General features: G+C 62.3%; 10 protein-coding genes. 9 read left to right on the forward strand and 1 reads right to left on the reverse strand.

Annotated elements, in window-relative coordinates:
- Positions 1–64: 64 nt before the first annotated feature.
- Complete coding sequence (locus LG409_RS05855) at positions 65–1,828, reverse strand: sugar phosphorylase (RefSeq protein ID WP_227407811.1); 1,764 nt, start codon at positions 1,826–1,828, stop codon at positions 65–67.
- A 282-nt stretch (positions 1,829–2,110) separates the two neighbouring features.
- On the opposite strand from LG409_RS05855, the gene nrdR reads away from it, so the two are divergent.
- The 9 genes from nrdR (at position 2,111) to lon (ending at position 11,415) form a co-directional block, all read left to right on the forward strand.
- The gene (gene nrdR / locus LG409_RS05860; protein ID WP_081193629.1) at positions 2,111–2,623 is read left to right on the forward strand and encodes a transcriptional regulator NrdR; all 513 of its coding nucleotides are present in this window, start codon (positions 2,111–2,113) and stop codon (positions 2,621–2,623) included.
- Positions 2,620–3,771, forward strand: a complete 1,152-nt coding sequence (ribD, locus tag LG409_RS05865) for a bifunctional diaminohydroxyphosphoribosylaminopyrimidine deaminase/5-amino-6-(5-phosphoribosylamino)uracil reductase RibD (RefSeq protein WP_227407812.1) — start codon at positions 2,620–2,622, stop codon at positions 3,769–3,771. Before nrdR ends, ribD begins: the two co-directional genes overlap by 4 nt.
- Positions 3,772–3,843: 72 nt before the next feature.
- Positions 3,844–5,010: a bifunctional 3,4-dihydroxy-2-butanone-4-phosphate synthase/GTP cyclohydrolase II gene (gene ribBA, locus LG409_RS05870; protein ID WP_016913293.1), complete on the forward strand. Its 1,167-nt coding sequence runs from the start codon at positions 3,844–3,846 to the stop codon at positions 5,008–5,010.
- A 4-nt stretch (positions 5,011–5,014) separates the two neighbouring features.
- Positions 5,015–5,503, forward strand: coding sequence for a 6,7-dimethyl-8-ribityllumazine synthase (gene ribH, locus LG409_RS05875; protein ID WP_039183684.1), 489 nt, complete (start codon positions 5,015–5,017; stop codon positions 5,501–5,503).
- Complete coding sequence (gene nusB / locus LG409_RS05880; RefSeq protein WP_016913295.1) at positions 5,500–6,003, forward strand: transcription antitermination factor NusB; 504 nt, start codon at positions 5,500–5,502, stop codon at positions 6,001–6,003. Before ribH ends, nusB begins: the two co-directional genes overlap by 4 nt.
- Positions 6,004–6,037: 34 nt before the next feature.
- On the forward strand, positions 6,038–7,015 hold the full coding sequence (gene thiL, locus LG409_RS05885) for a thiamine-phosphate kinase (RefSeq protein WP_100731829.1): 978 nt from the start codon (positions 6,038–6,040) through the stop codon (positions 7,013–7,015).
- The gene (locus LG409_RS05890; protein WP_039183688.1) at positions 7,012–7,485 is read left to right on the forward strand and encodes a phosphatidylglycerophosphatase A family protein; all 474 of its coding nucleotides are present in this window, start codon (positions 7,012–7,014) and stop codon (positions 7,483–7,485) included. The genes thiL and LG409_RS05890 overlap by 4 nt, the downstream gene beginning before the upstream one ends.
- A gap of 55 nt (positions 7,486–7,540) precedes the next feature.
- Positions 7,541–8,794, forward strand: a complete 1,254-nt coding sequence (locus tag LG409_RS05895; RefSeq protein ID WP_227407813.1) for a DUF945 family protein — start codon at positions 7,541–7,543, stop codon at positions 8,792–8,794.
- 149 nt (positions 8,795–8,943) lie between these two features.
- Positions 8,944–11,415 carry an endopeptidase La gene (gene lon / locus LG409_RS05900; protein ID WP_227407814.1) on the forward strand — a complete coding sequence of 824 codons (2,472 nt, stop codon included), beginning with the start codon at positions 8,944–8,946 and terminating at the stop codon, positions 11,413–11,415.
- The last annotated feature ends 37 nt before the right edge of the window (positions 11,416–11,452 follow it).

The following is an 11,452-nucleotide window of genomic DNA, read 5'->3' on the forward strand; positions in this document are numbered from 1 at the left end:
TGTCGCAGGACAGGATTATTAAAGGATTATCTTGTTCTGTCCTGAGACGTTATGTCGCAAGGCGTCAGGCGTTAGCCACCAGCCAGAGCACGGCATAGGGGGGCAGGGATGCCAGCGGGTGAAGCGAAGACGAGGTGTCCAGCGGCTGCCAGGCGTGCTGCTGCAGTCGCTGAGTCAATGCCTCGCCGCCCTGGTCGAGGGCTATGCGGCGGTCGGTGACGTTGAACAGGGCCAGCAAGCGTCGGCCATCGGCCAGCGGACCGCGCTCGATGGCCAGCAGCTCTGCTGGCGTGCTGATGACCTGCTGGGGTACGTTGGGGTGAAAGCAGGGCTCCTGACGGCGAAGGTCCAGCAGCCGACGCAGGGCATGGAAGACATCGTGGGTCGGGGTAGAGGGGCTTTCCAGCAGCAGCTCCAGTTCGTCCAGCGGCCAGCGACGCCGGTTGATGGAGCGCAGCCGCCCGCTGCGCTCGACGCCTTCGACATCGTTGAGCGTGCCGGTCAGGGTGTGCAGGTAGAGCGCAGGAATGCCTTGCAGGCTGAGCATGATGGCCTGACTGCACAGGAAGCGGGCAATCTGCCAAGGGTCAGGGCCGCGCCGGGTGCCGCGCATGGCCTCGAACCAGGTAATGTTGATTTCGTAGGGTGTGTCGCTGCCGTCCGGGTTGCTGCGCATGCTGACGAAGCCACCAAAACGGTGCATCAGCTCCAGCAGGGCGTCGCGTTCGTGGTCCGGCAGCAGGCCCTCCAGCGGGCGCACCCCGATGCCGTCGTGGCTGGCGGTAAAGTTGAGGTAAGTGCAGTGTTCAGGCAGCACCGGCAGGCTGGATAGCCAGCCTTGCAGGGTGCTGGCCTCCCCACGGGTGAGGGTGTGCAGCAGCAGCGGGGGCAGCGCGAACTGGTACACCATGTGCGCTTCGTCCGGCGGGCCTTCCGCTAGGCGTTCGAGGCCGAAATAGCTGATGTTTTCGGCGTGGGGCACGTTGGTTTCGGTGATGATCAAGGTGCCGGGGGCGATCTCATCGACGATGGCGCGTAGCAGGCGCACCACGGTATGGGTTTCGGGCAGGTGAATACAGGCCGTGCCCAGCCGCTTCCACAAGAATGCCACGGCATCGAGGCGGATGATCCTCACTCCCTGCTGCAGATAAAACAGCAGGATGCCGACGAATTCCAGCAGGACATCCGGGTTCTCGAAATTCAGGTCGATCTGGTCTTCCGAAAACGTGGCCCACAGGTGGCGTGTGCCCCGGCGGGTGGAGACAGGCACGAGCAGCGGGCTACTGCGTGGCCGCGTGACCTGGGAAACATCGGTGTCAGGGTCCACCTCGATAAAGTAGTCCCGCCCCGGCAGGCTGCCGGTCAGGTAATCCACGAACCACAGCGATTCACGGGAAACGTGGTTGAGCACCAGGTCGCCCATCACGTCATAGTGGCTGGCCAGGTCACGGATATGCGACCAGTCTCCCAGTTCGGGGTTGACCTCCCGGTAATGGATGACCGAAAAACCGTCGTCGCTGCTCCAGGGGAAGAAGGGCAGCACGTGCACCCCGCTGATCGTCTCGCCCAGGTGGCGCTGCAGAAAGTGGTTCAGTACGCCCAGTGGCGGCGTGCCGTCTGCCACGATGGAGTCACCATAGCTGATGACCCACTGATCCTTTTCGCTCCATGTTGGTGCAATGCCGCTCTGCTCAGCAGATAAAGGCGCCGCTGGAAGCAGCGGTCGGAAGTGGGCCAAATGCTGTTCGAGGCGCCGCTGTACCTCTCCTGCGCGCTCGCCGTACAGGTGGGTCAAGTAATGCTGTAGCCTGAGCTCAAATGCCGTCATGGGTGCCTCCTTTCAATCAACCTTCGACAAACGCTGCAGCTTGTGTGCCAAATCGTTACAATATAGGAGAATACTGTGCGAAATGACGTACAAGTCATGAGTACGCCTGCTTTTGCAGGCACGACAATCGGTAGTGGGATGGTTTACCCAACGATCCTTGAAGAGTTCTTAAAATAGCTTACAAAACAAGAGATAGCAGGCGGCCTGTTGGCACGGCTGGTATCTACGGGGCTGACACGCTGAGCGCACTTGAGGGTGCGTGCCGACAATAGGTTGACTGCCATGCATTGTCCTTTTTGTGGTGCAAACGATACGCGAGTAACGGATTCACGCCTGGTGGCCGACGGTGACCAGGTGCGTCGCCGTCGCCAGTGTGCAAGCTGCCATGAGCGCTTCACGACCTACGAAACGGCGGAGCTGATCATGCCCAGGGTGGTGAAGTCGGATGGCTCGCGGGAGACTTTCAGCGAGGCCAAGTTAAGGGCTGGCATGCTGCGGGCGTTGGAAAAGCGCCCGGTCAGCGCGGAAGCCATCGAAGCCGCCGTGGAGCGTATCCGCCAATCCCTGCGTGCCCGCGGTGACCGCGAGGTGAATGCCCGTGACGTGGGCGAGGCCGTCATGCAGGCGCTACGCAGCCTGGATCAGGTGGCGTATATTCGCTTTGCGTCGGTGTATCGCAAGTTTCAGGATCTGGACGAGTTTCGGGCTGAAATCGACCGGCTGTCTCAGGAACCTGCTCAAGCGCCTGGCGATGACGCTGCCAGTGGGCCCGCGTCGAAAGAGGCTGAAGGATGAGCCTGTTCTCTGTTGCAGACCACCGTTTCATGGCCCGCGCCCTGAAACTGGCCCGCCACGGCCTGTATACCACGGACCCCAATCCCCGCGTGGGGTGCGTCATCGTCCGCTACGATCGTTCGGCCGAAGGGCAGGTCGTGGGCGAAGGCTACCACCTACGCGCCGGTGAGCCTCATGCCGAAGTGCATGCGTTGGCAGCTGCAGGGGAACAGGCCCGTGGGGCCACGGCCTATGTGACGCTGGAGCCCTGTTCCCATACCGGGCGTACCGGCCCCTGTGCCGTGGCGCTGGCCAATGCCGGTGTAGGGCGCGTGGTAGTGGCCATGGGGGACCCCAATCCGCAAGTGAGTGGGCGGGGGATAGAGCATTTGAGAGCTGCCGGTATCGAGGTTCACGTGGGCCTGCTTGAGCAGGATGCACGGGCGCTCAACCCCGGGTTCGTGTTGCGCATGCAGTCACGGCGTCCGTTGGTGCGCTTGAAAATGGCGATGAGCCTGGATGGTCGAACGGCCATGGGCTCAGGGGAGTCGCAGTGGATCACCGGCCCGCAGGCGCGCACCCAGGTGCAGCGCCTGCGGGCACGCTCCAGCGCGATCCTTAGCGGTGTGGAGTCCATGATCATGGACGATGCGCGGCTAACGTTGCGGCCCGAACAGCTGGCGCTGCCCCAGGCCGATGAGATCGTGCTGCGCCAACCGCTGCGGGTCATTCTGGATTCTCGGTTGCGGCTGCCGCTGGCGGCGGCCTGCCTGCGTGAGCCGGGGCGCACGCTGATCATCACCACCGAGCAGCACAGCCCCGACAAGCGTCAGCGACTGGAAGCGGCTGGTGCCGAGATTCAGGTGTTGCCCAGCGACGCCGGCGGGCGCGTCGAGCTTGCTGACATGCTGCGCTGGTTAGCCGATAATGAGCAGGTAAACGAACTACTGGTAGAGACCGGTGCGACGCTGGCCGGGGCACTGCTGGACGCGCAGCTGGTCGATGAGTTGCAGCTGTTCGTCGCTCCTACACTACTCGGGGGCGATGCCCGGCCGCTATTCGAGTTGCCGGGGATCACCCGAATGGCGGATCAAAAGCGCCTGGTGATCAAGGAGTTTCGCCAGGTAGGCCAGGACTGGCAGATTATCGCGACCCCCCGGGTCGACTAGCGCAAGCGGCCATAGCAAGGTACCCTGACGCCCGAAATCGCATCCCATGCGACCACTTTTTTTGGAGATTCCATGGCGCACTCCGCTTCTGAGGGCCTGTCCCCTATCGCCGAGCTGGTGGAAGACATTCGCCAGGGCAAAATGGTGATCCTCATGGACGATGAGGATCGCGAAAACGAAGGCGATATCATCATGGCGGCCGAACTGGTCAAGCCAGAGCATATCAACTTCATGGCGCGCTACGCCTGCGGTCTGATCTGCATGCCCATGACCCGAGAACGCTGCGAGCAGCTTAACCTGCCGCTCATGGTGCGCGACAACGGGTCCGGTTTTGGCACCAAGTTCACGCTGTCCATCGAGGCGACCGAAGGCGTGACCACCGGCATCTCTGCCGCGGACCGCGCACGCACGGTGCAGGCCGCCGCTGCGCCCAATGCCAAGCCCACGGATATCGTGCAGCCCGGCCATATCTTTCCGCTGATGGCCGAGCCGGGTGGCGTACTGCGCCGGGCAGGCCATACCGAAGCGGCCTGCGACCTGGCGGCGCTGGCAGGGCTTGACCCCAGCGGCGTGATCTGTGAAATCATGAACGACGATGGCAGCATGGCGCGCCGCCCCGAGCTGGAAGCCTTCGCCAAGGCCCACGGTATCAAGATCGGCACCATTGCCGATTTGATCCACTACCGGATCGTCAACGAACAGACTGTCGACGCCATCGAGACCAGTCGTGTGTCCACGGTGCATGGCGAGCTGGCGCTGCATGTGTTCCGTGACCGTATCCAGGGGGCTCACCACCTGGCGCTGGTGAAAGGCCAGCCCACCGCCGAGCAGCCCACCACGGTTCGTGTACACTTGGCCGATACGCTGCGCGACGTGCTGGGGCTGATGAAAGGCGAGCAGTGCCGCTGGGATGCCCACCGTGCCCTGCGTGAAATCGCCGAAGCGCCCGCCGGTGTGTTCGTCCTGATCGATGACGGGCGCCCCCATCAGGATCTGAAAGATCAGCTGGACATCTTCCTGGATCGGGTACGCCAGCCGCGTACCAACGATTCGGACGGTGCCGGCAACTATTTAACCATTGGTACGGGTTCGCAAATTCTGCGCCATCTGGGCGTCGGCAAGATGCGGCTACTCAGCTCTCCGTGGAAATTCTCGGCGCTTTCCGGGTTCGATCTTGAAGTGGTCGAGCGTCTGGGGCCCAATGACACGGCGTATGAGCCCACTACTCAGCAGGAATAAATCGATGCAATCCCTTTCGCAAGTTGAAGGCACTTTTGTCGACGTAGATGGCCGTTATGTCATCGTGGTGGGGCGTTTCAACCACCATGTGGTCGATAGCCTGGTAGAAGGCGCAGTGGACAGCCTGACCCGCCACGGCGTCGATGCCGAGCAAATCCATATCGTGCACGTGCCGGGAGCCTGGGAACTGCCGTTGGCAGTCAAGCGCGTGCTCCGCGTCATGAAGCCGGATGCCGTCATCGCACTGGGCGCGGTCATTCGTGGCGGCACGCCGCACTTCGAATACGTGGCGGGTGGCTGCAACACGGCCATCAATCACCTGCAGCTGGAGTTCGACACGCCGGTTGCCAACGGCGTGCTGACCGTGGAATCCATCGAACAGGCCATCGAACGAGCGGGCACCAAAGCAGGCAATAAAGGCACCGAAGCCGCCATGGCCGCCATGGAAATGGTATCGCTGCTGCGCGCACTGCCCGCAGGAGATGACCAATGAGCGAGCGACGTGAGCGCAAGTCCTCTGCGGCACAGCAGGGACGCCACGCCGCAAGGGAGTTGGCGGTACAAGGGTTATATCAATGGCACATGACCGGCAAATCGATCTCGACCATCGAAGCCGAGTTTCGTAGCCAGAAGGCGGACGACGACCTGGAAGACCACGAGAACTGGGTCAAGGTCATGGAAATCGCCGACAAAGCGCTGTTTCATGAGCTGCTGCACAACACGGTGCGCTTCAAAGCCGAGCTGGATCGTGACATTGCACCGCTGCTGGATCGTCGTCTGGAAGACCTGGACGCGGTAGAACTGGCCATTCTGCGCCTGGGCGCTTACGAGCTCTCGCGCCGCATGGAAGTGCCTTACCGCGTGGTCATTAACGAAGGCGTTGAGCTGGCAAAATCGTTTGGCGCCACCGACGGCCATAAGTACGTGAATGGCATTCTCGACAAGCTGGCCAACCGCTTGCGAAGTGCCGAAGTCAGCGCCCGCCGCTTGTAAGCGGGCGACCTGATCAAGCGTTTAAGGGGCCTTTGTGCTTGCCGAATTTGATTTGATTCGACGTTTCTTCATGTCGCCGCAGGAGGCGAAAGCGACGGATGGCGTTGCCCTGGGATGCGGCGATGACGCCACCTTACTGCTGCCCCAAGCGGGGCAGCAGCTCGTGGTCAGTGTGGATACCTCCGTGGTAGACGTGCACTTTCCCCATGATGCGCCTGCTCATGCGGTCGGCCATCGCGCCTTGGCCGTGGCGCTCAGCGACCTGGCGGCCATGGGGGCACGCTCCCGCTGGTGCTTGATGGCGCTGACCCTCGACCAGCGTGCGTTCCCCGGCAGTGCGGCCGCCGAGGCGTGGCTATCGGGCTATGCCGATGGCTTTCATGACCTGTGCTGTCGGCACGAGACTACGCTGGCGGGTGGCGATGTCACTGCAGGAGCGCTAAGCATTGCCGTGACGGTGATGGGCGAAGTGCCCTCCGGTGAAGCATTGACCCGCTCCGGGGCTCGTGTCGGCGATGTGATTGCCGTCACGGGCGCGCTGGGCGGTGGTGCGGGCGGGCTAGCGCTGTGGCAACAGGGTGAAAGAGACATGCAGCACCCGTTGCTCCAGCGCTATCTGTTGCCCCAGCCGCGCCTGGCAGCAGGCATGGCCCTGCGTGGCCTGGCCAGCGCGGCGCTGGATATCTCCGATGGCCTGCTGGCGGATCTCACGCATCTTTGTGAAGCTTCCCAAGTGGGGGCTGCGCTGGAGGCAGAGCAACTACCGCTGGCGGAAGGGCTGGAAGCCTTTCTGGGCGCGCAAGCAGCCCAGCGCGCAGCGCTTTCCGGAGGCGACGACTACGAGCTGCTGGTCACGCTCCCCCCGTCGCACGTTTCCCAGGCCAGGCAACGGCTGGCAGAGCAGGGGATCGCGCTCAGTGTGATTGGCCAGTGCACCGATGCGCCTGGCATTACCGGCGTGGCGCCGGTGGCCGAGTCTGGCTGGCAGCACTTTCGTGGGGGTGTCCAATGAACCGCGCACCGGCCAGCGTCTGGCGACGCCCCACCCACTTCTTCGCCTTTGGCTTGGGGAGTGGCACGGTGCCCTGGGCGCCGGGCACCTTCGGTACGCTGGCGGCAATTCCCTTCTATTGGATGATGGCGGACCTGCCGCTGGTCTGGTATCTCAGTATCGTGTTCGTGGCCTTCATTGTCGGTGTCTGGCTATGCGATAAAACTTCCCATGACCTGGGGGTGCACGACCACTCCGGCATCGTCTGGGACGAGTTCGTCGGTTACTGGATCACCATGGCCGCCGTGCCCTTTTCCTGGGAAGCGGCCATCTGGGGGTTCATCGTCTTTCGTATTTTCGATGTGTTCAAGCCCTGGCCCATCCGTTGGGCCGACCGCCGAGTGGCGGGGGGCTTTGGCATCATGATCGACGACGTCATGGCAGGCATCTACGCCTGGAGTACCATGCACTTATGGTTCTGGCTCCACTAGTCGACGCCCGATAGCAGGCGCTGCGCTTTGTCAGGAGGCCATACAAGGAGATAGCATGCGCAAGGAACGTCTGATCGTGCCTATCCTCTCGGTGATTGCCGTGATATGGATGGTCGCGCAACTGCTATCGAGCATCCTGTTCGAACGGAGCCTGCGTCAGGCGCTGGAAGACCTGGAAGCCCGAGGTGAATGGCGGGTAGAGCGCCTGGATAGCCGTCAGGGCTGGTTGACCTCCCGTGGTCAGCTCGTGCTGTCGCCCTTGCTGGGCCGCCCCTGGCGGCTGGAGTTGACTTACCACGCCCGCCACGGCCTGCTCTCCACCGATGTGCAGGGCACGCTGTTGCCTCGCCTGGACAGCGTGCTGCAAAAGGCCGTGGGCGATGTATCTGCCCCTTCCGTGCCGCGCTGGCAGGGTCGCTATCAGACGCTGAGTGGTCGCACCGAACTGCGTTTGGCGCTGGCGCCCTTCGTGATCCAGCAGAATGGTCGGGAACTGGATGTTCGGGGCGCTCGGGTTCGCCTGGAAGGCATGTTTGGCGATTGGCGCCTGCGGGGATTGTTCGACCAGTTGACGCTGACCGATGGCTTGTCTCAATTGACACTGGGGCCCACCACCCTGGAAAGCCGCTATACCTACATCGACGATGCCTACCATTTCACCCAGCGTGACCACCTGCGCATCGACCGCCTGTCGATGCACTACCCCGCCTACGATATCCAGATCACCCCGCTGGATCTCTACAGCCAGATGACGCTGGATGAAACCGAGCTGAGCATTCAGGGAGAGCTGGTGCTGGGCGAGGTGCTGGTGCCCAGCGAAGCGCCGGAGACACCGCTGCTGAGCGGCCGTGTCGCGGCCGAACTGTCGCGGCTGAACGGTGATGCCGTGCGACAGGTGATCCGTCGGCTGCGCCAGGAAGCTGCCTGGGGGGATACCGCGCTGCCCATGGCCGAAGGGCTGCTGGCGCGGCTGGAACCTGATCTGCTGCAAGTATTGAGCGACTCTCCACGGCTCGATGTCACCACCATCGAACTCGATAGCCCGCTGCTCGGCCTACAAGTTGCCGCAGACGGGGCGCTGTTTTTCGACGGTCGACAGCTGGATAGATTGCGCGTCGTCTCGCTGGACAAGCCCGAGGAGCAAGCGCGCTGGCGGGCACGTATCGACGGCGACTTCATCTGGCACGACGCCCCTACCGTAGCAGCCTTGTGGCTGGGGTTGCCCCTCGGTACCCGGGAGCTGCAGTTCGACGTGGTGCGCGGCGTCTGGCGCGTCAATGGTCGTCCCATGCTGACACTGTGGCCGTAACATTCCACCAATAAGTACGCTGTCAAATGGCGCTCAGGGTTGAAGTTTTCCCTAGCTGCCCACATCCCAGTAACCATACGAAGCGGCGACAGTGGCAGGCAAACCGCTTGCTGGCCACTGCTGCTGGTTACTGTGGATGGGGAGGGCGCATGAGCGACCAGGACTACGACCGCGATCACGAACACCTCGATTGGCTCGCCGCAGGCGAGCATTCGGACCGTCACGAAGAACATCACGAAGAACACCACGACGAAAACGACCACCGCTCGGATGGTGAGCGCACTCATTCACTGGTGCCTGCCAGCGACATGCTGCCCGAGCGCATCTATCTGCTGCCAATTCACAACCGCCCGTTCTTTCCCGCCCAGGTACAGCCTCTGGTGATCAATCGTGAGCGCTGGGAAGAGACCATGCGCCGCGTTGGCAACACGCCACATCACACCATTGGAGTAGCGTTCGTCGGAGAACAAGGGGTGCACTCTCTGGATCATGACGGCTTCCCCGAGATCGGAACGGCCGTCAAGGTGCACAAGCTGAAAAATGAAGAGCAGCAGATTCAGTTCATTGCTCAGGGCCTGCAGCGTTTCAAGATTCAGCGCTGGCTCTCCAAGGAGCCGCCCTATCTCGTGGAAGTGACCTACCCGAAAGAGCCGGTCAATGCCGAAGATGAAGAAACCCGGGCCTACGCCATGGCGATCATCAACGGCATCAAGGAACTGCTGCCCATCAACCCGCTGTACGGGGAGGAGCTGAAGCACTACCTCAATCGATTCAGCCCCCATCAGCCTGGGCCGCTCACCGATTTTGCCGCTGCCATCACCTCGGCCAAAGGCCCTGAATTGCAGGACGTGCTGGCCACGCTGCCCGTGGCGGAGCGCATGCACAAGGTGCTGCCGCTGCTGCGCAAGGAGATCGACGTTGCCCAGCTGCAAAGCGAAATCAGCGAGCAGGTCAACGCGCAGATGCAGGAGCGCCAGCGTGAATTCTTCCTGCGTGAACAGTTGAAGGTGATTCAGCGTGAGCTGGGCATCTCCAAGGGCGACCGCGAGAACGACGTGGATACGTTCAGGAACCGTCTGGAGTCTCTGGTGGTCCCGGAGCGTGTTCAGGCCCGCATCGACGAAGAGCTCAACAAGCTCAGCGTGCTGGAAACCGGCTCGCCGGAGTATGGCACCACGCGCAACTATCTGGACTGGCTGACATCGCTGCCCTGGGGCGTCACCAGCCAGGACAAGCTGGACCTTGGCCATGCCCGCGCAGTGCTGGACCGAGACCACGATGGCCTGAAAGACGTCAAGGAGCGCATCATCGAGTTCCTGGCCGAAGGCACGTTCAAAGGCGATGTGGGGGGCTCCATCGTGCTGCTGGTGGGGCCGCCGGGGGTGGGCAAGACCTCCATCGGCCGTTCCATTGCCGAGGCGCTGGGGCGTGAGTTCTATCGTTTCTCGGTGGGTGGCATGCGCGACGAAGCCGAGATCAAAGGCCACCGACGCACCTACATCGGTGCCATGCCCGGCAAGCTGGTGCAGGCGTTCAAGGAAGTGGAGGTCGAAAACCCGGTCATCATGCTCGATGAGATCGACAAGCTGGGCCAGTCCTTCCAGGGCGACCCCGCCTCGGCGCTGCTCGAAGTGCTGGACCCCGAGCAGAACGTGGATTTTCTGGACCACTATCTGGACGTACGCATGGACCTCTCCAAGGTGCTGTTCGTGTGTACGGCCAATACCCTGGACAGCATCCCCGGCCCGCTGCTGGACCGCATGGAGCAGATTCGCCTGTCCGGCTACATCGCCGAAGAGAAGCTGGAGATCGCCAAGCACCACCTGTGGCCCAAGCTGCTCAAGCGTGACAACCTGCCGAAAAAACGCATCAACCTGACCGATGCCGCCCTCAAGCAGGTCATCGACGGCTACGCCCGCGAAGCGGGGGTGCGCCAGTTGGAAAAACAGCTGCACCGCATCGTGCGCAAGGCGGCGGTCAAGTTGCTGGAAGAGCAAGTGGAAACGGTCAAGATTTCGGTCAAGAACCTGGAAGAGTTCCTGGGCGCGCCGCTCTTCCGCAAGGAGAAAGTGCTCAAGGGTGAAGGGGTCGTGACCGGCCTGGCCTGGACTTCCATGGGGGGCGCCACGCTGCCCATCGAAGCGGGCAAGATCCACTCCCTGGACCGAGGCTTCAAGCTCACCGGCAAGTTGGGGGAGGTCATGAAGGAGTCGGCCAATATCGCCTACAGCTACACCTTGGGGCACTTGGCCGAGTTCGGTGCCGATGCCGACTTCTTCGATTCCGCGTTCGTGCATCTGCACGTACCCGAAGGGGCAACACCCAAGGATGGCCCGTCGGCGGGGGTCACCATGACCACGGCGCTACTGTCACTGGCCAAGCACCAGGCCATCGATCGCCCGCTGGCCATGACCGGAGAGCTGACCCTGACCGGGCAGGTTCTGCCGGTGGGCGGGATACGCGAAAAAGTCATTGCTGCGCGGCGCAGCGACATCTTCGAAGTGATCCTGCCGGAAGCCAACCGTCGCGATTACGACGAACTGCCGGAGTACCTGAAAGAAGGCATGACGGTTCATTTCGCCAGCCGTTACCGAGATGTGGCCAACGTGGTGTTCAAGTAACGTTGGGTAAGCCCTGGTAACCAATAAAGGGCTTAGT

Source organism: Halomonas sp. NyZ770 (assembly GCF_020616575.1).
Taxonomy (GTDB): domain Bacteria; phylum Pseudomonadota; class Gammaproteobacteria; order Pseudomonadales; family Halomonadaceae; genus Vreelandella; species Vreelandella hamiltonii.

Bases quoted from the DNA above. Each gene is read 5' to 3' on its own strand.
- LG409_RS05855 (WP_227407811.1), bottom strand. From the start codon at position 1,828: ATGACGGCATTTGAGCTCAGGCTACAGCATTACTTGACCCACCTGTAC.
- nrdR (WP_081193629.1), top strand. From the start codon at position 2,111: ATGCATTGTCCTTTTTGTGGTGCAAACGATACGCGAGTAACGGATTCA.
- ribD (WP_227407812.1), top strand. From the start codon at position 2,620: ATGAGCCTGTTCTCTGTTGCAGACCACCGTTTCATGGCCCGCGCCCTG.
- ribBA (WP_016913293.1), top strand. From the start codon at position 3,844: ATGGCGCACTCCGCTTCTGAGGGCCTGTCCCCTATCGCCGAGCTGGTG.
- ribH (WP_039183684.1), top strand. From the start codon at position 5,015: ATGCAATCCCTTTCGCAAGTTGAAGGCACTTTTGTCGACGTAGATGGC.
- nusB (WP_016913295.1), top strand. From the start codon at position 5,500: ATGAGCGAGCGACGTGAGCGCAAGTCCTCTGCGGCACAGCAGGGACGC.
- LG409_RS05890 (WP_039183688.1), top strand. From the start codon at position 7,012: ATGAACCGCGCACCGGCCAGCGTCTGGCGACGCCCCACCCACTTCTTC.
- LG409_RS05895 (WP_227407813.1), top strand. From the start codon at position 7,541: ATGCGCAAGGAACGTCTGATCGTGCCTATCCTCTCGGTGATTGCCGTG.
- lon (WP_227407814.1), top strand. From the start codon at position 8,944: ATGAGCGACCAGGACTACGACCGCGATCACGAACACCTCGATTGGCTC.